Consider the following 22,650-nt stretch of genomic DNA (forward strand, 5'->3'; position numbering starts at 1 on the left):
GTGACCCGTACGGTTGCGGTTTGGTCTGCCGTGATTGCCTGCGGCTCCACCTGGAGTTCTGAGTAGCGGAAGCTCGTATAGCTCAGTCCGAACCCGAACGGGTAGCGGGGCTGCGAATCGGCTTCCAGATATTGTTTGCCGCGTGAACGCTTGCCGTTGTAGTACACCGGAAGCTGACCCACATCCTTCGGCCAGGAGATGGTCAGCCGTCCGGAGGGATTCACGTCTCCGAACAGAATATCCGCCACCGCATGGCCGCCCTCCTGGCCGGGATACCAGGCTTCCAAAATGGCATCTGCGTGCTCTTCAATCCAGGGCTCGCTCACCGGACGGCCGTTGATATAGACTACAATGACCGGCTTGCCCAGCTGATGAATTTCCTTGAACAGTTCCCGCTGCACACCTGAGAGGGCCAGCGAGATCCGGTCAATCCCTTCGCCGCAGTCCATATCGCTCCAGGCATGCTCTGTCACCTTTGACGCTCCGGTCTTCAGGTCGATGCTGCCTTCGCCGAAATCGCGGGCACTTGAGCCGCCGAGCACCATGACCACCGTGTCGGCCTGTGCGGCGCAAGCCAAGGCGGCTTCGAAGCCTTCTCTGTCGTCGCCTTTGATCCGGCAGCCGGGGGCATACAGCACCCGCTCCGCTCCAAGCTTGCTGCGGACCCCGTCTAAGACGGTGACGATGCTGGACCGCGGCTGCGGTGAGGTATAATCCCCCAGCTGATTGTACGGTGCATCGGCGTTCGGGCCGATGACCGCAACCTTGCCGGTGCTCCCGCTGCCGCTATTGCCTGTGGCACTCGAACTGACGCAGCCACTCAGGCTGTTGTCCGCGCCACTCGAACTAATGCTGCCACTCCTACCGTTGCCTACGCCGCTCGCACGGACGCGGCCATCGCTGCCAGGATTGCCTACACCGCTCGCACGGACGCCGTCACCGGTGCCCCCGCTGACCTTTAGCGGCAGCGTCCCGCCTTCATTCTTCAGCAGGATGATGCTCTCCGCAGCCAGCTTCCGGGCCAGCTCCCGGTGCTTCGCGCTGCCGATGAACTTCTCGGCCGCTTCCGGATCGGCGTATGGCTGCTCGAACAGGCCGAGCTTGAACTTCAGCTCCAGCACCCGCTGCACGGCGCGGTCCAGAACCTCCACCGCCAGCTTGCCGCTGCGGACAGCACCGACGAGATGTTCTCCGAACATGACGCCAGACATCTCCATATCGATGCCTGCCGTGATGGCTTGCACCGACGCATCCAAACCGTCCTCAGCGACGTCATGGCCGGCGGCCAGCATTTCGATGGCGCCGCAATCGGTAATCACGAGGCCGTCAAAGCCCCAGCCCCCCCGGAGAATCTCCTCCAGGAGTGCGGTATTCGTTGTACAGGGCACGCCGTCAATCTCATGGTAGGCGGGCATAATGGACACCGCGCCGGCTTCCACCGCCTTCTTGAACGGCAGCAGATCCACTTCCAGCAGCTCGCGCCAGCCCATATGCACCGGACCGGCATTGCGGCCGCCCTCGGAGCTGCCGTACCCGGCGAAGTGCTTCAGTGTAGCACCCACACTATCCGGGCTGCTCAGCGATTCTCCCTGCAGCCCCTCCACGGCGGCCACCGCCAGCTCGCTGATCAGGTAGGCATCTTCGCCAAAGCATTCCTCCGTCCGGCCCCACCGGGGATCGCGCACCACATCCAGCACCGGCGAGTAGGTCACCGTTCCACCCTGGCTCCGGGTTTCCAGCGCCACCGCCCGGCACATCTCCCGGTACAGGTCCACATTCCACGAGCTGCCCAGTGACAGCGGAACCGGGAATACGGTCGCCCCGATGGCCATATGGCCGTGCGAGCACTCTTCCCCGATCAGGATCGGGATGCCAAGGCGCGAGTTCCCGATGGCATAACGCTGAATCGCATTCACTGCCTCCGCCCCCTGGCGCGGGGACAGCCCGCTGGCCAGGGTCACTCCCGTCCACGGATCCGCGCGGAGCATGCCGTAGAGCGAGCCGATGCCCGTTTCTGCCACCTGACGTTTGAAATCCTCAGTAAGAGTAATCTTTCCTTCGGTATGTTCGTAGACTTGCCAGCCGAAGGGCTGAACCAGCTGCGCGGCCTTTTCTTCCAAGGTCATCTGTCCCAGCAGATGCTCTGCCCGTTCTTGGGGGGAGCGCTGATTAGACTTGTCACTCATAAGCTTCTCTGACCTCCCTTTCCTGGAGTTATCCCTTAACACTGCCGAGTACGAGACCCTTCACAAAATACTTTTGTAAAAATGGATAAACAAGCAGAATGGGGAGCGCTGTCAGAAAGATCTGAGCTGCCCGTCCCGTACGGTCCGACACGAATTTCAAGGTATCCGGGTCCTGCATTTTCATATTTTTCAGCGAATTGGCATCTATTGTAACGGCTTGAAGATAAGTCGCGAGCGGATAATGCTCCGGGCTTTTCATATAGATCAGTCCGTCGAACCAGGAATTCCAATGGAATACCATTGTTAACAGCGCAACGGTCGCAAGCGAAGGAAGTGAAACGGGCAGATAGATGCGGAAGAGCACGGTCAAATGGTTCGCACCATCCATCAAGGCCGATTCTTCCAGTTCTTTAGGCAACCCCCTGAAAAAATTCAGGACAAGAATGACATTGAACACGTTAACGGCACCAGGGAGAACCAGGGCCCAAATCGTATCCAGCAGCCCCGTCTGTTTTACTGCCAGATAGGAAGGGATCAGACCCCCGTTGAACAATATCGTAATGACGAAAATCCATGCATAAATGCTTCTCCAGGGAAACTTATCGTTTTCCTTGGAGAGCGGGTAAGCGGTAAGGACACAAATGAAAAGACTCAGCACAGAGCCGAGTACAAGCCGTTCCACTGAGTTGAACAGGGAATGCATGAATGTGCCGTACTTCATCACGACTGCATAAGAGTGGAGATTGAAATCCACCGGCCAGAAGTTGACCTGACCTGCACTCACCGCGCCCGAAGAACTAAAGGAGACCGCCAGCACATTGAGCATAGGCAGGAGACAAACGATAGATAAGGCAATCAGGAAGACATAATTGCAGATCATAAACAGCATCCGGGATTTTGAACGTTTATACATATCAGGAACCCCTTTGGTTAGAAGATTCGGTAATTCGCCAGGCGATAGGCCAGATAATAGGAGCTCGAAATGAAGAATAGCGAAATCAGCGATTTGAATAGTCCGATAGCCGTAGATACGCTGTACTGGGCATCAACAATCCCAATACGGTAAATCAGTGTATCCAGCACATCTCCCGAAGAATAGGTGGCAGGTGTGTACAGGTTGAAGATCTGGTCAAAGCCTGCATTCAGCACATTGCCCAGGCTCAGTGTCCCCAGGAGAATAATAATCGGCAATATCCCCGGGAGGGTCACATTCAGCGTCTGCTTCCATCGCGAGGCACCATCCATCAGTGCGGCTTCGTACAGGGAAGGATTAATTGCGGTAAGTGCTGCCAGATAAACAATCGTATTGAAGCCAAATTCTTTCCAGATATCGGTGGCTACCAGTACAAAACGGAACCATTGATTATCCCCCAGAAAGAACACCGGATTGAACCCGAAGAAGGTAATCACCTGATTGACCACACCGGAGGAGGGCGAAAGAATATCCTTCAGAATCCCGGCCAGAATGACCCACGAGAGGAAGTGGGGAAGATAGATCAGGGTCTGAACACCTTTTTTGATAAAAGTGTGCACCACCTCGTTGAGCAGCAGGGCAATGAGGATGGGCACAATCAAATTCCCAATCATTTTCATCACGGCGATCCATACCGTATTTCGCAGCACCGGCAGAAACTCCGGCATTTTAAACACATAGGTGAAATTATCGAAGCCCACCCAGGGGGAATGGAGCATCCCTTTAAATCCTGAGAACTTCTCAAACGCTATCACAATGCCGGCCATAGGATAATAGCAGTAGACCAGCACGAGAATTATAGCGGGAAGCAGCATCAGGTGCAGGATTGTATGTTCTTTGAAACTCCTCAGATAGCGCATTCTCTTCGTCTCCCTCAATCCATTTATTGATATGAGGCCATTCAAATAAGGCGAAGGGGAAGAATCCTCCCCCTCCGCTCACCGATATTCTTTTAATGTGAGGCTTTCCAATCATTCACTTCCTTGGTGATTTGCTCACCGCCGAGAGAGTTCCAGTCCGCTACGAACTTGTCAAAATCCTCGCCGGAGCCTTTATTCATAATAATTTTCGTAAAGACCTCCTGCTCCAGCTTATCCAGCGAGCTTTTCTTGGTCACCATCGTTGGGGTAGGCGCGCCGTAAAACTCGGATTTCAGCTGATTCGGCAAATTATCTTTTTTGATAATGGCAAAAGCGTCAAATTGGCGCATGGTGCCGTAGCCCTTGGCGATATCTCCTTTTTTGAAAGCTTGAATTGCGTTGAAGGCTTCGATCTGCTCGGAGTTCAGTTTGGAGGAATCTCCAGAGGCGAGCGCTGCTTCCACTGCATCGAGATTATCGGGAATATCTTTGGTGGTCGGCCAGGATTGCACGAGCGGATATTTAAAGTAGCTGACAACTGGTGTAACATTCATATTTGCTCCGAATTTGGCATTCTCGGACGTTGCTCCCCACATTTTTTCCTGGAATTCATTCAACAGCTTCACTGCCGCCTCCGGATGCTCGTATCCTTTGCGGATGACCGTATAGGAGTTGACCGTTGGGTTGACCGCTTGAACCACAGGCTTGCTGCCATCTACGGATACGATGGAATAAGGCTTCAAGTTGACCAGATCGGCATTTTTACTGACATCAATGGGCCAGAGCGAATTCCAGTTCCCGCCATACCACATGCCAAGCTTATTGCCAATGATATCCTCGCCCAGCTTGCCTCCATCCTTGACAATCCATTCCTTGTCGATGAGTCCGTTTTTGTACAGCTCCTGCAGCTTAAGCAGTGCTTCCTTGACTTGAGGCTGAATGCCGCCATAGACAATCTTGCCGTCGCTGCCCTTCACCCACATTCCGGGATAGGCCTTAAATCCGGCAAACCAGCCGCCGAGATCGGCAACATCTCCTCCAGTCATTACCGGACCCTGGGCGATGCCCAGCCCGTAGCTGTCCTTCTTGCCGTTTCCATCCGGGTCCTTGTTCACAAAGGCATCGGCGATAGCCTCCAAATCTCCGATGCTTGCAGGTTCGGCCAGTCCCAGCTTCTTCAGCCAGTCCGATCTCAGCCAGAGCACATCATTATTGGTTATGGTTCCCGCCAGATTAGGCAGCGCCATAAGCTTGCCGTCAAAAGTAGCGGAGCTGATCCCGATGCCTCCGTCCTTGTTCATCAGCTCTTTGGTGAACGGCTTGGCAGATTGCTCAAAGGCTTCTGTCAAATCGGCAAGCTGGCCCTCCTCAACAAGCTGCTGCAGTTGAGTGGAATTGACCTGAAACATATCCGGCAGATTATCTCCCGAGCCGATGATGACATTCAGTTTGTTGGTATAATCCTCTGCCTTGGCCGCGGTCCAATCCAGCTTCACCTTGATGCCAAGGGTGTCGCTGAAATAACGGCTCCACACATTGTTGTTAATATCATCCCCGGAATCATATACCCAGTTGGATTCCGCCAGCTGTGCCGCTACAATCTCAATCGGAGGATCGTACTTCCCGTCCTTTTGTCCTGCAGGGGCATTGGTGCCGGCATTGGCTCCGGCAGTGCCGGCCACTGTTTCCTGTGCCTTCGGTTCATTGTTCACTTGGGCCTCATTGTCGGAACAGCCTGACAATACCAATACCATGGCCAGAATAAGAGCTAGACCACTGCTTCCTATCACCTTTTTGCTCGTGTGCATGTAATAGCCTCCCTAGAATTCGTCTATCTAAGTGTAAGCGGAGCCGAAAGATTGCCCGCATAGTCTTCCATGACCACGTATACAGAAGTAGCCGTGGAGGTGAAGCTCAGGCTTGCCTTGGTTGTGCGCCCCCGGATAATACGGGGTTTGCTGCCGCTGCTGTAAGTGGTGTCGAAGGATCTTGGCGTTCCGTTCTCATACACGTACAGATAACGCCAATCCCGGGTCGTAGGCATAGGCAGATTCAGAGTATTCCCGCTCCATGACCAGCTCTCGGCATAAGGAGCACAGACCACATCAATGAAATTGCCGCTTTTGGATACCGGCAGATTGCTGCCGATGGCTACAGTTACCTCATAATCATCCCCGTTCACCGGCATATTGCTGAAGGTAGCCGAGGTCGTTCCTTGGGCAACTGTGGTTTGAGCCGAGACAGCCGCCGGAGTCGTGATTTGATTCAACGATTTAACAGTTACTTTGATCGAGCCTGCCACCCCGGCCGGATTCGTCCAGGATACGGTCAAATCACCATTGGACTGTGAGCTTGCGCTCAGATTCGAAACCGCATTATTCAGGTTGTAGGCGAGGGTCGCAGCCGTTCCTTCATTACCATCAGCACCTACAGGAACAACCTTGATCGTGCCCGATTGGGCAGGTAATTTCTTAATATAGAACATACTGTCATATTTTCCGCCCATAAAAATGTCATTAACATACACGTTATACTGCTTGACCTGGGCATAGTTGGTGTTCATATCCCAGTTGAGCACCATTTCTCCGGTACCCGGATAAGCGGAAGCGATGGCAAGTCCGGTTGGAGCTGCCGGGGAAACTGCTGATCCGTCATACACACGGAGCTGGCCGACGTTCATCTGATAATTGGCAACAGCGGCGGAGCCAGGGTTATAGACAAGTCCGAGCGCAGCGATTTTTTGGCCTGCATAGGCACTCAAATTGAGCTCAGCGGTAGTCCAGCCAGTGGTCTTGTTGCCGCTGCCGGGAACAGCGATTTTGACAACAGTAGTCGGATTGGCTGCCGTCACAAGTCCGATATACATCGTGGAGGTGTCAGTATTGGAAGGCTTATTGTAGGTAACAGATACTTTGGAATTGGCATTTACGCTAAGGTCGGTCTTATACAAACGGAGAAAATTCTCCGCATTCAGATTTCCTTTGACCACAAGTGAACTGCCGCCTTTGTAGCCCCCGATTTGCTGATAGCTGAACCGGGTTGTGCCGGTCAGGTCATAGGAAGGGCCATAGTCAAAATCAACAGCGAGCCGGTTGCCGGTTGTATCCTGCCACCACTCCCAGGTCACCGGAATGTCCTGCAAGCTCATGTTAGACCATTCCGCTGTATTGGAGACCGCTCCGTTCACGTAGTAAGACAGCCCGTGTCCCGTATTGAAGCTGGTGCTGAAGTTGTTCCCGCCGATTACCGAGCGTTCAGCAATAACCGAGGCTACACCCGGCCAATTACGGTTATCTGCGTATACATCAGTAACTGTATTGGTGGAAGATGGGGTTGTGTTCTTCGGATTAACATTAGGACCGGACCACCACAGCTGCTCACGCAAGGTCGTCATCCACTGATATTTATTCTCTGACCGGTGGCTGACCGGATAAGACAATCCCATATCCTCATCCAGGCCGGAATGCACAAAATCTGCCCCGAGTGTAGACAGGCTGACTCTGGGCACGCCTCCGCTCAGCTTGCTGCTCAGCTGCGAACTGTTCGTGGTGCTCCAGCGGTTGGCGCCCGCTTCAATCCCTGCAAAGCCATTCTTAAGAATGTTATAGCTGGTGCCATTGGTGGTATTGAAGCTGTTAAGATAATTGATTGCATTGGTAATCTGTGTGCCGGTCATCCCGTAATCGAAAAAGAAGGAATTGGATACCTGCTTCCCGCCGTTGTACAGGAAGGAAATATTATTGGCATTGAAGGTGCGAGCGAAGGTATTGGCACCTGTACTGGTATTGACCGAATCATCCCACTGCACATAAAGTCCGGCGTCCTGAAGAACTTTCATAAATGCGATGTAATTCGGAATATCAGCGACGGCGATGTCAGGACTTAGCTCTTCCTGGTTGATGAAGAACCCGTCAAAGCCATAGTATTGGGCCATTTCAATCAGCTTGAGGGCTACCGTGAACTGGCCGCTGGCATTCTTAACGAGCATCTGCTTATAGGTCTGCTGACCGCGGTCATTATTGGAGAAGAAGATGCCTGCCAGGGAGAGAACCCCATTCTTGTGCGCGGCATCGGTATAGGTTGGATTCGGGATGTTCAGCATCCCGAACTCGAACCACTTCTCCTGCCAGTTGGACTGCGCCAGGCTGTCGTAATAGGAAGGTGGGGTATATGCGGTGGCTGTTCCATGCCAGTAAGAGTAATAATCGGTGTACTGCCAGAAGTTGAAATGGTATTGGGCAAACTTGTTAGTATAGGGGGCATTCTCAATGAAAGCATTTCCATAATCCCCGGCAATGGTTCCCATTTGCACACTAGGATTCAGCGTCTGATTCGCCTGTGTTGCCGTAAACGGGGCGATTCGGGTCTGCAGTGGCACGCGGGACCGGAGCAGCGCAGAATCGGGATCCGTTTGCGGGGTCCAGTTGGCAATCTGACTGCTGGTATAACCATGTACACTAGGCTGGTTGGCTCCGTGAGCGCTTTCACCAGTGAACGGCCAGGTGTCGCCGGCACTCACTGTGGTTGCCCCTAGCAGCACTAAGGCTATCACAGCTGGAAGCAAAGAGGCCCTCTTTCTTTTTCCCGTCCATGCGTTTCTACTCAATGTCATCACCCATTTCTATAATAATGGTGTTGCCAAAATAACCATAGCATGGGGGAAATCAGCCTCTCTACTATTCAATTTACAGATGAACTGTCTTATTTACAGTTTGGGCTTCTCGCGGTATTCACTCGGCGTCATTCCTACTGTTTTCTTGAAAAAACGGTAAAAATACCCTTCAGAAATAAAGCCGACTGCTTGGGAAACCTCCTGAACACGCAAGTCGCTCTCTTGCAGCAGCAGCTTCGCTTTATTCAGCCGCAGCTCTGTTATGTAATCCAGCAGACCTGTCTTTGTGGTCTGCTTGTACAATCGGGAGAGATAATAGGGATGATGGTTGAAGACCATGCCCAGTCTGGTCATGGATAAATCCTCCGCTAAATGACTGCTGATATAATGCTCCAGTTTCTCAACGATGTCATTCTCCTGATTCGTACTTTGAAGGGTCCTGCAATCAAACAACACATCGGCCAGTTGAATAAAGTAAGCTTTGTATTCATTCCAATCCCTCTCTGCCCCTATACGGAAGAGCAGATCCAGATCCAGCTGTCTGGCAATCTCCTGCCAGATCCCCCACCGGTTAATGGCTGACAAGTACATCCCGCCGAGTGATAAGGCAACCTCCAGCCGGATCATCTCTTCATTTCCGTCCGCCCGCACCGGCAGCCCGAGAATATGTCCGAGCAGATCGTAGAACTCTCCCCGCTCCCCATTCTCCAGATGCTCCTGCAATTTATGTATCTGAAAGGAAATTGCCGGTGCATGTCTCGGGGTGCTCTCTCCGGGAGCGGGATGGACGGCATCCGCAGTCTCGAGCAGAATCGCTTCCTCATTGATGCCAAGCCCTCGGTTCAGCAGCAGCTTCAGCGATTCGAAAGGCTCCTGCAGTGCGTCCCATTCGTGGAAGGAGTTGCCGACGGCAAAGGAAAGTGTAATATTCAGCAGTTGATGGCAAGCCGCCTGAATATCCTCCAGCGAGTGCTGGAGGAACAGCAGAGAACGCCGCCGCAGCTTGTCCGTCTCCGTAAGACTCTCGTCCTCTCTGGGTTGAACGAACCAGATCATCCGTGAAGCTTCATAGGGGTAAGAGTAGCACGACAAGAACGGATGAAGATATTCTGCGGCGATATTCTGGATGGAATAGATAATCAGCGCCCGGTCAGACGGGGCGGTTATTCCCCGCCAATGATCGATACGTGTGAGGAACAGCAGCACCGGAGACTGGCTGTCCAGATGAATCTGAAGATGCTCGAACTGTTTCACACGCTGGGTCAGTGCGACCGGGTCGCCTTGCAGTAGACGATTCATCAGCTCTTTGCCCATATACGGCAGTGTGGTGCGAAACTGTTCCCTGGAGCGCTTGATCAAGCTCTGGAAGCGGACGGCTTCCTGCTGCTGCTGGAGTGCAGCTATGACTGCCGCTCCAATAACCTCATACCCTTCGGTCTTCAGAATATAATTACCGGCCCCTCCGCGCATAGCCTGCTGGATCAGCTGAAAATCATCATAGCCGGAGAGAAAAATCATGCGGCAATGCGGCCATCGCTGTGATACCTGCTGCTGTAGCTCCAGCCCGCTCATTCCCGGCATACGGATATCGGACAGCACAATATCCACCTTGGTCTCTTCCAGCAGCCGGAGCGCTTCCTTACCGGAATGCGTGCCATACACCTCCAGCGCTTCCATCTTCAGATCCAAAAAATATCCAACCAGTCCGTCCACAATAATCTTCTCATTGTCCACAATCAATAACTTACTCATGAAATCCTCCTTCTATAGCAGGGCTAGAGCGGGATGCGCAGCGTTACACAGAGCCCTCCCGAATGACCTATTGCGAGCTCCAGACCGTAGGCTTGCCCATATCTGAGCTGCAGACGGCGGTGTACATTGAACATTCCGGTTGTTTCCCCCGAATAAGCGATCGTGTGCAGCCGATGGTTCAGCTCCTCAATCATTTCCGGATTCAGATGCCCGCTGTTATCCTCTACTCGAATCATCAGCAGATTCTCATGGTGCTCCACTTCAATTAGCAGCAGCCCAGGTCCCTCCATCTTCTCCAGTCCATGCAGATACGCATTCTCTACCAGAGGCTGCAGGATGAGCCGGGGAACCCGGACAATCCGGCAAGCCTCCGGTATTTCACCCCAGCGGATCTGAATATCCGGGAATCTTAAGGACTGGATGCCAGCGTAAGCCTGGGTATGCATCATTTCATTTTCCAGTGATACCTCGTCCTCGCCGGTACGGGTGATATAACGAAAGTAATTGCCCATGTGAAGCACCAGCCGCTCCGCACTGTCTTTATCTTCCTGCCGGATTAGCGTCAGCAGAATAAAGAGACTGTTATATAAAAAATGAGGATTGATCTGGGACTGGAGCTGCTTCAGTTCTGCATGCTGAGAGCGTGTCTGCTGCTCCGATACCTCCCCGATCAGGGTGCCGATCCGGCTTACCATCGTATTGAACTGCTGAAATACATCCTGAAATTCATCATTGTAACGGTGCTGTAGGCGGAGCTCCAGATTCCCTTCCCCCACCTGTGCCAGAGAGTTGACCAGCCGCCGCATCGGCTTATGGATAAGCAGAAAGATCCCATAGGAAAATATGTAAACAATCAGAATAGAGACCAGCGTAATGACCCAATACCAGCTCTGATACTGCTTCAACACACCTAATGCTTCCGCTTCCGGCACATAATGGACAAGCGTGAGGCCAAGAGACTCCGATTGCTCGTAATAAATCAGATACATTTTATGGTCCATTTCAATCCGGTCCATTCCGCTTGCCGTCTGACGCTTCTGTTGTACGGATACCCATTGGCGGATCGATTGGGTGATGGATTCATCCTTCGTATCCCCTATGACCCATTGTTCAGGTTCATTCAAGAGAATGGAGCCGGCATTTTTCTTGCCTGACATTTGTGCCATGGACTGCTGCAATAGCGGTATAGACAGCTCTACCTCTATCATAAACATCATGTCGTTTCCCGTAGTCGGATACAGCATTCCAAGAATCAGACGATTATTCACAAAAGTAAACGGAGATTGCGTCCGCTTGTCTTTACCGGCTATCACTCTGATCTCATCATCGGGGATGGTGTTGCTGAAGCTTGTTGTCCAAATCGTACGGCCGAGACTGGGGAAATAGATACGGATATCCTTGATATACGGACTCGAGCTTTTGAGAATGGAGAGCTTGTTCTCAATTCGTAATATGGTCAGGCCCCGTTCATAATCGTCCATCGAATCGGGAATGACCCCCGCCTTGAGGAAATCACCGTCACTGCTGATATATTCCCGCTCCAGGCGGAGAATCCGGTTGATCTCCGTTTCCAGCGAGCTGAGATAAAAATGCACATTGGAGGCGCTGGATTGCAGAATTTCATTCTGCACCTTGTTTACACTCGAATGGTTCATCATCAGACTGAGCGTTTGAATGGGGATAAGCACAACCAGGAAGGAGATAATGATTTTGGGCAGAATGGTTAAGCGTTGTCCGAATAGATTGAAAGAAACAGGCTTCATAGGCAGGCTCCTTAAACACTCAAGTGGACGGAAACATCTCGATGGAATGATTATAGGCCTGTCCGTTTGAAAATACATCCGTTTGCCTGCAAATAATTGTCTGTTAGAATTCACAAAACAGCCAGCCGCCGGAAATTTTACCCGCGGCTGGCTGTTCTCTATTAAAGGATAACGTGTGTATGGGCTCTACTTACAGCTTCCAAATACGGTACACAATGACTGACGCTTCAGCGCGGGTGAGCGCTTCACCCGGAGCAAGCTTGCCGTTCTTCCCGTTCACGATGCCGTATTTCACCAGGGATGCCAGGCTCTCTCTGGCATAATCAGAGATTTGGTCTGCGTCCGAATACACACTCAGTGTTCCGCTGCCGCTGGCCTTCTTACCGGCTGCTGCCAGAGCGCGGGCAGCGATCACCATCATGTCCTGGCGGGAAATCGCCTGATCCGGTTGGAAGGTGTTATCTTCATAGCCGGAGACGATGCCCAGTTGCTTCGCGGCAGCAAGTTCTTTGCTGTAATAAGCGTCCCTCTGGACATCGCTGAATGCGGCTTGATCCTGGCCTACGCCGTTCAGCTCAAGGGCTCTCATAAGGAGTGCGATGAAGTCCCCACGCTGCATCGAAGCAGCTGGCGAGAAGCTGCTCCGGGAGGTGCCCTGGATAATATCACGGGCTGCCATGGCGGACACTGCCTGCTGTGCCCAAGGCACGTTCCCCATATCTTCAAAGCCTATGGACGTATACGCTGCCGCATAAGTACCAAATTGGGCGGTATGGAATACAAGCGCTCCACTTCCTATGTCATATCGGCCATTAGGGATCGGGGTCATGCTGCCGTTGTCAGCGAGGTTCAGGGCCACTAGCGAATCTGAATGGCTAAGCTGCTCCGCCGTTGGCGTGTAGGGAATAGATACCTTAACAGGCGCATTCGGATTGCTCCATGCCATAACCTGGCCGCCAGCAAGCACGCTCAGTTCGATCACTGGACCGCTGCCCATCCGGTCACGGGCTGCCGCTCCCAGACGGTCTTTGGAGCCTTCTTTTACTCGGATGAACACGTATTCCAAGTTTTCAGTCATGCTGGTCAGCATGTTGCTTGGAATCTCAAGGATTGCTTGGTCTGTCTTCAGTAAAAGAAAGAAGTTTTCCGTCCCCTTTAAATGTTGGGCCGGCAATTGCACTTCATACGATAGGGCGTTGGCCTGTTTCGGTACTTCGACGATGACCTGTTTCTTGCCGTTTGCTGACAGAGCGGCTTGTTCAAGCGCTTTGTTCAGGTCGGTGCCCGAAACTGCCGCCTTGGCCCCTCCGCCATCAGTCTTCACTTCGGGTTTGATTGTAACCACGCCGTCTTTGCTCACAACACTTCCTGCCTGTGGAGTAGATCCGCTAACACTGCCGTTACCGGTAACAACGGGTGCCGTCGGTGTAGGGGTTGCCGTTGGTGTCGCTGTTGGTGTTGGTGTTGCAGTTGCCGTTGGTGTCGCTGTCGCTTCTGAACCGGCGGGTTTACCGGATAGGGTCAATACGCCGTACACAGAGGTGTCCTGATAGCCGTTTCCGGTCGTATCATTCCATGCGGCAACACTTTGACGGGCACCGTCTTTGGCATCATTAATCTGTATGTCAAATCCCAGTTTCTTGTTATTGCCGGCTGTTATTTTTTTAAAGGGAATCTTCATTTCAACCGTGTAGTTGGTTCCGGTAACCTGGGTGGCCGATTGGAAGCCTTCAGCGATGCTTGCCGGATTGAAGGTCGTTTCGTTGTCAAAATTAACCCTGAATTGTCCGTCATCGTCCTGGTAGAACGTTGTTTTCCCGTTGTTTTCGTCCAGGAACATTTCGACGGAATCCTGTTCCCATACGTTTGCACTGCTTTTATCAAGCTGGGCATCGCTAACCTGGATGAGCACATACAGATTCTGATCATCCCACAGGGTTCTCGCCACACCACTTGCACCCTGCCAAGCCATCTGGTACCGGTTAACCTGCATTTGGGCCGCATTGCTCCAGACCGCATCAACCGTCCCGTCCACAACAGGTGTGGCATAATTCGCGGTGGACTGGTAGGCATCCGTGGGATTAGGCTGATGCTCTACCATATACTTTGCAGGATCAATGACGCCATAGTACGCCGGTTTAGCCTGCAGGTTCTTGTCGAACAGAAGCGGGTTGGACGCGGCCCTCCAGCTCGTATGGTCATCCAGTCCCCAGAAGGTCACGCGCTTGATATGGGCTGCATGAGCCCTGAAGATATCCATCAGCTGTGCGTACAGATAACCCTGGGCATCCGCCAGCTTATCAGTAAGCTGATTGTTGCTGCCAGCCTGAATGTCCAGCTCGGTGATACTTACTTCGACGCCCAGGGAAATAAACTTTTCCAAGGTCAATTTCACGTTCTCCGGGTTCGTGTTCACATTGTAGTGCGCCTGCATGCCGATGCCATCGATCAGGAGCTTTCCCGGATGGGTAAGCGCATACTTTTCGTTGATGGATTTAACCATATTGTAAATGGCCTGTGCTTTCTTCTGGTTATCTTCGTTGTAGTCGTTGTAGTACAGCTTAATATCCCAATCGGGATGTTCGTCTAGCACTTCTCTCGCTGTCAGGAAAGCCTGCTCCAAATAGTCTGGTCCAATGGCATCGTACCATGGAGATTGACGGAGGGACCCTTCCCAATCGGAGGGATTCGCCGGGTTATCGTTCATCGCTTCATTGACGACATCCCAGGAAATTACCTTGTCACCAAAGTGCTCCATCACGGTTCGGATATGGGTCTTCAAGTTAACGAGCGCTTCGTCCCGTCCCAAGGGAATGGTATTCCCAGCTCCATCCTTTGCCGTATTCATCCATACCGGAGACTGCTGATGCCATACCAGTACATGTCCATGCATCTGCATCCCTTCAGCCAGAACCTTATCTACCATTGCATCCGCTGCCTCAAAGGTAAACTTCCCCTTCACCTGCTGCAGCGCATCCGGTTTCATGGCATTGCCAGCGGTAGCGACATTGTGGTGCATTTTTAGAAGCTCAAGCCGGACGCCTTCGAGATCCTCACTTGTGATTGCGTTGCCGATCAAAAAATTGTTTTGATAGGCATTTTTTACAGGAATCAGGTCCTTCTGTATGGCAATTGGGCCTGTGCCGGTTTTCTCAAAGCTGATGTCATCGATATAAAAGGACGCGGTTGCCTGATTTGAGCTTTCGATATAGAGGGTCAAATATTCGCCGCCTACACTGTTATAGCGGTAGCTTCCCTCGAATTTAACCCAGCCGTCGCTGGTGCTGATGGTTTTGGGTGAAAGAGCCACATAATTCGCGCTGCTTCCACTGCCGGTCTGCGTAGACAGCTGGAGCTGGGAGCTTGCGGGATCCAACAGCTTGACCCAGGCCGATATGGTATATTCGCTTCCCTTGTCTACAAATTTCTCCACACGCAATGAAGGCCCGTTCCAGGTAGCAGATCTGTTCTCTACCTTCAAAGCATAAGAACCATTCTGGGTATGGTTCTCCTCCCCTGTGATGGTCAGCTTCTCCGTCCCGGCTCTGCCTTCAAAACCGCCCGGAGTCTGGTCTTCAAAGGTAATGGTGTTGAAAGGCAGTGCCGGGTCTCTAGGCGGCTCTTCTCCACCGTCCGAAGCTCCCTTCCCGGTAATGCGGAGGTCTCCGATGTAGAACGGAACCGCAGCCCCGGCTGCATTGGAGTTCATGCGCAAGGCTTGATCTTTGCTCGTATCTACGGTAAATTCCTTAGTCAAAGTAACGGCTGCACCAGCTTCATAAGGCACTTCTGCATAATTCCCGTAGCTGCTTACGGTTTGGAGCGCCGCATTGGCACCACCCGGCAGATTTACACCCGCGTCAACATAAACGACAGCGGTCACCGTGTAGGTTTTTCCGTTCTCGAGTCCGAGGCTGCTGAATTTAAAATCAGCCGCATCCCAGTTGTTCGCCCTGTTGCTTACGTATAACGCTGCTCCGTCAGCATTGCCGGCAAAACCTTTACCGGTGACAGCCGTCAGGCTTGCACCACCCGACTGAACGGCCCCGCCTGCCCCCCCTGCAAAGGTTTCATGATAAACCGTAGTGGTCTCTTCTTGTTGCAGAGTTTCAGCTTTCACATCCGGAGCAAGCCCGCCAAATGGAATCAGCAGGATCACCGCCAGGAAAACCGGGAAGAAATGTTTGAACATTTTGATCATGTTTGCACTCCTCTAAACGGATTTTGTTAAAGCGCTTACAACAATAGAAAAGCCGCCCCCTTTCTCAACCCAAATCGTAGCATAATCCAATTATTGCGTCTTACTCCAAATTAAAGATTGTGTCGTGGTTTTTTTAGTTCATTCCGCTGAGTCTTTGTTCTTTGGAAAAGGGCAAAAAAAATACCGCAAGACATCATCTGTCTTTGCGGTACCCATGAAGACACCATGGAATTCCATCTAAAATACATGGCTGGAAGTTCATCCATTCAAACTTGCTCTTACTCAAGCTTGCTCTTACTCAAACTTACTCCTACTCAGTCCGCAATAAGATCCGTAACCTCTCTTCTCATACTCAGCGGGGTATCCTGTGTCGGCTGGCCCACGCGGACCAGGAGCTGAATCGTTCCGCCACCCGGAGCATACTCCTTGTGAATCCTCGTGTAAGGCTCCTTCATTTCAGGGTATTCCTCCAGCACCTGGCTCAGAGGCTGCATCACCAGTCCTTCCTCATGTCCGGCCAGAATCAGCCTGCTGTAGAGCATGCCCGCCTTAACCTGACTAGTGCGGCTATTGTCCTTGCTCACAATCAGAGCGTAGGCCGGTGAGTGGTCCGCTGCCTCCCGGGCTGCCTGAACGGCAAGCTTGGTTGATGCTTTCTCGTTATTAAACGACGGAAAGAGGGTAATCATCCCCTGAAGGAGATGTTTCTTCACACCTGTGGTTCCTTGTCCTTCAAAGGAGAACCCGTAGCGGTATTTATTCTTCTGATATTCATTGGAACGGAATATGCGTGCTGATTCGTCATTCATCCGCGCAAGTCCGGTTTCGATATTCGTCCCCTCTACTCCATAGGCTCCCAGTTTCTGAATGCTGGCAGAATCCTCCAGTAGGGTTAGGGTTAAATCCTTATCATCATTGGTCTGCTTCAGCTGAGCTGTCTGCTCCGGTGTCAGCGGATCAGGCTTATAGGCCATCCGGTTCGTATCCGGCAAAAACAGATAGTCGAACAACGGATTCACCTGAGGTGCTGTCTTGGTGAGTATAATGTCCGCCACAGCCTTCTGATCCATGCTCTCGCTTAAGTTCTGCTCATCGTATTCCCCATCCGGGAACAGCTTAATCTCCGTCTGATACCCAAGCTGCTCACCGGCAACCTTAAGGTATTCCAAAAAGGTTCCCTGCGAGACTAGGGTCTGCCGGGCCAATGGGTCTGTTTCCAGCGCAAGCCTCGTATGATCTGTATACAAGGAGAGCTTAAGTGGATTTTGCTTGTCTAGGCGGATTTTCCAGGGCTGCATATTGTGCCCATTCGCTGCCAGGAGCCCGTATGCTGCCAATTGCAGGCGTGGATCTTCGAATTGTCCGGCATAATCCCGCTTCCAGGGATCCAAATACTTCGCCTTCTTGAATACACCGCTTGCCGTGAATAGTACGCTAACCAGAAGCACGAACAGAACAACAACAGACAGAAGTACAATCATTGATCTTTTGGTACGCTTACTCATAGCCATCTCCCTTTGTACATCTCTATTTGTTAAGCCTATTCCCATTCAGACGGAATGCCACCCCGGATACAATGACAAGCCGCACATTCCCCCGGGTCCATAACATCAATGCCCGCTTTCTATCCTACCCGAGTGCAATAAGTGGATTGATGTGCTACCGTTAAGAAGTCTGCTCCGGGAGACGGCTTCCGGTAAGTGAATTTACTATGCAAAGGAGAGTTATTCACCTATGAAAAGTATCGCTGTATTTTGCGGATCGCGTGACGGAGCTTCCCCCGTCTACAAGGAAAGCGCCCATGCGCTGGGAAAAGCACTGGCAGAACACGGCATCACCCTGATCTACGGCGGGGCAACGGTTGGCCTCATGGGCGAGGTGGCGGACGCCGCTCTGGGAGCCGGAGGGAACGTTATCGGGGTCATCCCCCATTTTCTCAAAAGCCGGGAAATTGAGCACAAGCAGCTCACGGAACTGATCGTGGTGGATTCGATGCATGAACGCAAATTAAAAATGTCGGAGCTGGCTGAAGGATTCATCGCTTTGCCGGGCGGCCCGGGGACAATGGAGGAATACTTTGAGATTTTTACGTGGGCGCAATTGGGGCTGCATCAGAAGCCTTGCGGCATATTGAACGTCCAGCATTATTATGATCCGCTGATTACCCTGTTCGACCAGATGGCCCGGGAGCAGTTCATGCTGGAAAAGCACCGCTCAATGGTCCTCACCGATACCACTCCAGACGGCATGATCCAGCAATTCCTGAGCTATTCGCCGCCACCAGTGAAAACGTACCTTACGGATGAGCGTACCTGATCAGAGATTAAAGAATTCTATAGCCGGGGCTTCCGGCGGTAATCTAATGAAGCAAGCCGCAAATGACCAAAAACGAAAAACAGCGATCCTCCAATGACCGGAGGATCGCTATTTTGCTGCTTTTTACTCTTTTAAGAACATAAGACGCTGTCTCTGTTGTAGGCGTATCTATTTATGAGACAGCGGCTTTTTCCTGCTGAAGATCATCTGTACTGCCTAGGCCAGCTTAACCAGACTGTAGTTTTTCTTGCCTTTGCGGATGATGATGAACCGCCCGCCGATGGCGTCTTCTGCAGTGACCTCCGCCCCGATATCGGTAACGCGCTCACCATTAAGTGAAATGGCTCCCTTGGTGATGTCTTCACGTGCCTGGCGCTTGGACGGCTCAATACCCAGATCGACCAGCCAATCCACGATATTCTTCGAATCTCTGCCTGATGTGAAGGTCGGCATTTCCTTGAAGCCTTCCTCGATCTCCTCCGCAGTCAGGGAACGGATATCTCCGCTGAACAGGGCTGCGGTAATACGCTTCGCCTGCTCCAGCAGTTCCTCACCGTGCACGAAGCGGGTCATTTCCTCCGCCAGTGCCTTCTGCGCTTCGCGCTTATGCGGCTCGTTCTGTACCTTTTCCTCCAGGACGCCGATTTCCTCTTGGGTCAAGAAGGTGAAGTATTTGAGGTATTTCACCACATCGCGGTCGTCGGCATTCGCCCAGAACTGGTAGAACTCGTACGGCGTTGTTTTTTTCGGATCAAGCCATATTGCGCCGCCAGCGCTTTTGCCGAATTTGGTGCCGTCCGATTTGAGCATCAGCGGGATGGTCAGGCCGAACACCTTGGCGTCCGCCCCTTCTTTTTTACGGATCAGGTCCAGTCCGCTTGTGATATTACCCCATTGGTCGGAACCGCCGACCTGCAGCTGCACATCCTCGTGCTGGTACAAATGCAGGTAGTCAAGCGACTGCAGAATCTGGTAGGAGAATTCCGTGAACGAAATCCCGCTCTCCAGACGGCTGGACACCACATCTTTGGCGAGCATAGTGTTGATGCTGAAGTTTTTGCCATAATCTCTTAGAAATTCGATGACGTTAATCTTATGGGTCCAGTCATAGTTGTTGACCATACGGACCTGATTGTCGCTTTCGGTCACAAACAGCTTCTTCATCTGCGCCGTCAGCGCATCCACATTCGCCTGAATTTGCTCCATGGTCTGGAGGGAACGCTCACTCTGGCGGCCGCTCGGATCACCGATGGTTCCTGTTGCCCCGCCAATCAGAATGACCGGACGGTGTCCGGCAAGCTGGAAGCGTTTCAGTACCATGAAGGGAATTAAATGGCCGATATGCATGCTGTCGCCCGTTGGATCTACGCCGCAATAGAGTGAAACTGCCTTCGTGTTCGTTAACTCCCGCAGTCCTTCTGCATCTGTCTGCTGATTGATGGCATCGCGCCATTCCAGTTCATCGATAATGTTCAAGCTGATACAGCCCCTTTATTATGATTTTCGTATTCGTCTGATGTACGTTGAATCAGGTAACTCGTACCTCTTTACGGTGGACCAGGCAACAACAAAAAAATCGCCCCCTTGTCTATACAGACACAGGGACGATTATGATTAACCGTGTTACCACCCAAATTGCACAGACCGCCTGACGGCAGGGCCCGCACCACTCACAGCGAGGTATCGTTCGCTTGATTTCCGCTTGGCATTACCCAAGATACTCCAGAGTGTAATTCGCAGTCCATGTGTGTGCCAGGGTTCCATCCCCACCCGGCTTTCTGTGACAGGGACAAAGGCTGCTACTGTCTCGTTCATCGCATATCAGCTATAAGATTACTGAAAGTATAGTCAATTCAAAATTTGTTGTCAATGCCGGACCCGCCAGTTCTCTAAAGTGTAGACCAGCTTACCTCCATAAAATCAGATTTTTTTGTTATCTATTTTTAATAACTATTCCCAAACAAACCCTTATATGTTATGTTGGATATATATGGATATTGGGAGGTGGTCTGGTCCGGGTACCGAATACACTTCTGGGAGCATGCAGAAAATTGAAAGCAAATCTAAATCCGCAAAGGAGGAACTACCATGAAACCGAGCAAGTATTTTTCGTTCCGCAGCTTTAGTTTTTTGGCCCTAACGTGTGTCCTTATCCTCTCCCTCTCAATCCCCCAGAAGCAGGCAGCAGCAGCAGGAGTCTCAGTCAAGGGCTTCCATGTAAGCGGTACCAAGTTAATTGACGCAACAGGCAGCCCTTTTGTCATGCGGGGTATAAATCATGCGCACACCTGGTATAAAAATGACCTGGCAACCGTTATCCCTGCCATTGCAGCCACCGGCGCTAATGTAGTGCGGATCGTGCTCTCCGATGGGGGCCAGTGGTCCCTCGACAGTCTGTCCGATGTGCAGAATATACTTGCCCTTTGTGATCAGTACAAGCTGACCGCCATGCTTGAGGTGCATGACGCAACAGGCTCGGATAACGTTTCTACGCTGAATGCGGCTGTCAACTATTGGATCAGCATCAAGGATGCGCTAATCGGCAAGGAAGACCGGGTCATCGTTAATATTGCTAACGAATGGTTCGGCTCCTGGAGCACCCAGGCCTGGGCCAGCGGCTATCAATCCGCCATTCCAGCCCTTCGGGCCGCAGGCATCAAGAATACGCTGGTCGTGGATGCCGCTGGCTGGGGGCAGTATCCGTCCTCTATTTTCACTAGCGGGAACGCCGTATTCAATTCTGATCCGCTTGCAAACACGATCTTCTCCATTCATATGTACGAGTATGCCGGAGGTTCAGCCGCCACGGTAAAGGGCAATATTGACAACGCCCTGGCCATAGGGGTACCGGTCATCGTCGGGGAGTTCGGCTGGAAGCATACAAGCGGAGATGTCGATGAAGCAACCATTATGAGCTATGGGCAGGAAAAAGGCGTTGGCTGGCTCGCGTGGTCCTGGTATGGAAACGGCGGCGGCGTCGAATATCTCGATATGGCCAGCGGCCCTGCAGGCAGCCTCTCGGATTGGGGAAATTCCATTGTGAACGGTCCCTATGGCACGAAGGCAACCTCAGTACTCAACAAAATCTATACCACACCCGGTTACGTGCCTGTTCCGGACAATGGGACAACACCTACACCTACACCGACACCGACTGCAACACCGACACCAACCGCAACGCCAACACCTACTGCAACACCTACACCTACTGCCACACCGACACCTACTGCCACTGCAACTCCAACAGTTTCGCCAACAGCCGCTCCAGCCGGTCTTGAACTCTATTACCGCGCCGGTAATACGAATACCACGGACAACGTGATCAAACCCCAATTTAATATCAAGAACAACGGCACCTCTGCCGTCAACTTGAGCGGGCTGAAGATACGGTACTATTTCACCAAAGACGGATCGCAGACGCTTAATGGTGCAATGGACTGGGCACAGATGGGTGCAGCCAACATTACCATTACTTTTGGAACTGCCAATGCCGCAGGTGCTGATTCCTATCTAGAAGTCGGCTTTACCCCCGGAGCAGGTTCTTTGCCAGCCGGAGGACAGACCGGAGATATCCAGCTGCGGCTATTCAAAGGCGACTGGAGTAATTTTAACGAAGCAGATGATTATTCCTTTGATGCCACCAAAACAGCATTCAGTCCCTGGAATCATGTAACGCTGTATCAAAACGGCACACTCGTGTCGGGCGTACAGCCTTAAGCACGGTCGTTATCACCTGAATCTGTATAAAAACAAAGGGGAGTACCTTCGGCCGCTGCCGGCCCGCAGTACTCCCCTTTACTTATCGATTCGATGACAAACGGGCGGGACAGGGTTGTCCTCTGATTCTTCAATTAAACACCGGCTGGTGTATAATGCAAGGAGCATCTCTGATACTCACTGGTATAGTGATACATAAAGCATACCATTTCCAATACTACAGATCAGCGGACCTTGCCGTTCAAGTGTCCCTGCCGAAAAGAGGTTATC

General features: G+C 52.0%; 12 protein-coding genes. 2 read left to right on the plus strand and 10 right to left on the minus strand.

The genetic code is table 11. The features are described 5' to 3' along the window. The 9 genes from A3848_RS31335 to A3848_RS15910 form a co-directional block, all read right to left on the minus strand. Positions 1–2,186, minus strand: a 2,186-nt coding sequence (locus A3848_RS31335) for a glycoside hydrolase family 3 N-terminal domain-containing protein (protein ID WP_083612181.1), incomplete at its 3' end; no start/stop codon positions are given. A gap of 28 nt (positions 2,187–2,214) precedes the next feature. After that, positions 2,215–3,099, minus strand: coding sequence for a carbohydrate ABC transporter permease (locus A3848_RS15875; RefSeq protein WP_074085907.1), 885 nt, complete (start codon positions 3,097–3,099; stop codon positions 2,215–2,217). A gap of 17 nt (positions 3,100–3,116) precedes the next feature. Beyond that, positions 3,117–4,019 (minus strand): ABC transporter permease, encoded by a 903-nt coding sequence (locus A3848_RS15880; protein ID WP_074085908.1) that lies wholly within the window; start codon positions 4,017–4,019, stop codon positions 3,117–3,119. A gap of 92 nt (positions 4,020–4,111) precedes the next feature. Next, entirely contained in the window at positions 4,112–5,827 is a 1,716-nt protein-coding gene (locus tag A3848_RS15885) for an extracellular solute-binding protein (RefSeq protein ID WP_074085909.1), read from the minus strand. 23 nt (positions 5,828–5,850) lie between these two features. Continuing rightward, positions 5,851–8,571, minus strand: coding sequence for an endo-beta-N-acetylglucosaminidase (locus A3848_RS15890; protein ID WP_305953434.1), 2,721 nt, complete (start codon positions 8,569–8,571; stop codon positions 5,851–5,853). Positions 8,572–8,724: 153 nt separating this feature from the next. Then, on the minus strand, positions 8,725–10,383 hold the full coding sequence (locus A3848_RS15895; RefSeq protein ID WP_074085911.1) for a response regulator: 1,659 nt from the start codon (positions 10,381–10,383) through the stop codon (positions 8,725–8,727). Positions 10,384–10,406: 23 nt separating this feature from the next. Further along, positions 10,407–12,146 (minus strand): sensor histidine kinase, encoded by a 1,740-nt coding sequence (locus tag A3848_RS15900; protein ID WP_074085912.1) that lies wholly within the window; start codon positions 12,144–12,146, stop codon positions 10,407–10,409. 190 nt (positions 12,147–12,336) lie between these two features. Further along, positions 12,337–16,347 carry an endo-1,4-beta-xylanase gene (locus A3848_RS15905; RefSeq protein WP_074085913.1) on the minus strand — a complete coding sequence of 1,337 codons (4,011 nt, stop codon included), beginning with the start codon at positions 16,345–16,347 and terminating at the stop codon, positions 12,337–12,339. Positions 16,348–16,661: 314 nt separating this feature from the next. Beyond that, complete coding sequence (locus tag A3848_RS15910; protein WP_178382013.1) at positions 16,662–17,852, minus strand: Acg family FMN-binding oxidoreductase; 1,191 nt, start codon at positions 17,850–17,852, stop codon at positions 16,662–16,664. Positions 17,853–18,081: 229 nt separating this feature from the next. Between A3848_RS15910 and A3848_RS15915 the strand changes: the two genes are divergently transcribed. Beyond that, positions 18,082–18,663, plus strand: a complete 582-nt coding sequence (locus A3848_RS15915) for an LOG family protein (RefSeq protein WP_074085915.1) — start codon at positions 18,082–18,084, stop codon at positions 18,661–18,663. A gap of 216 nt (positions 18,664–18,879) precedes the next feature. Here the strand turns inward: A3848_RS15915 and tyrS are convergent, their stop codons facing one another. Further along, complete coding sequence (gene tyrS / locus A3848_RS15920) at positions 18,880–20,139, minus strand: tyrosine--tRNA ligase (protein ID WP_074085916.1); 1,260 nt, start codon at positions 20,137–20,139, stop codon at positions 18,880–18,882. Between the two features lie 612 nt (positions 20,140–20,751). On the opposite strand from tyrS, the gene A3848_RS15925 reads away from it, so the two are divergent. Beyond that, positions 20,752–22,380, plus strand: coding sequence for a cellulase family glycosylhydrolase (locus tag A3848_RS15925; RefSeq protein ID WP_074085917.1), 1,629 nt, complete (start codon positions 20,752–20,754; stop codon positions 22,378–22,380). Positions 22,381–22,650 lie beyond the last annotated feature (270 nt).

The organism is Paenibacillus sp. P32E (assembly GCF_001909085.1).
Taxonomy (GTDB): Bacteria; Bacillota; Bacilli; order Paenibacillales; family Paenibacillaceae; genus Paenibacillus_AQ; species Paenibacillus_AQ helianthi.

Coding starts and splice junctions, on each gene's coding strand:
- A3848_RS15875 (WP_074085907.1), bottom strand. CDS start 3,099: ATGTATAAACGTTCAAAATCCCGGATGCTGTTTATGATCTGCAATTAT.
- A3848_RS15910 (WP_178382013.1), bottom strand. CDS start 17,852: ATGAGTAAGCGTACCAAAAGATCAATGATTGTACTTCTGTCTGTTGTT.
- A3848_RS15880 (WP_074085908.1), bottom strand. CDS start 4,019: ATGCGCTATCTGAGGAGTTTCAAAGAACATACAATCCTGCACCTGATG.
- A3848_RS15895 (WP_074085911.1), bottom strand. CDS start 10,383: ATGAGTAAGTTATTGATTGTGGACAATGAGAAGATTATTGTGGACGGA.
- A3848_RS15885 (WP_074085909.1), bottom strand. CDS start 5,827: ATGCACACGAGCAAAAAGGTGATAGGAAGCAGTGGTCTAGCTCTTATT.
- A3848_RS15900 (WP_074085912.1), bottom strand. CDS start 12,146: ATGAAGCCTGTTTCTTTCAATCTATTCGGACAACGCTTAACCATTCTG.
- A3848_RS15915 (WP_074085915.1), top strand. CDS start 18,082: ATGAAAAGTATCGCTGTATTTTGCGGATCGCGTGACGGAGCTTCCCCC.
- A3848_RS15905 (WP_074085913.1), bottom strand. CDS start 16,347: ATGATCAAAATGTTCAAACATTTCTTCCCGGTTTTCCTGGCGGTGATC.
- A3848_RS15925 (WP_074085917.1), top strand. CDS start 20,752: ATGAAACCGAGCAAGTATTTTTCGTTCCGCAGCTTTAGTTTTTTGGCC.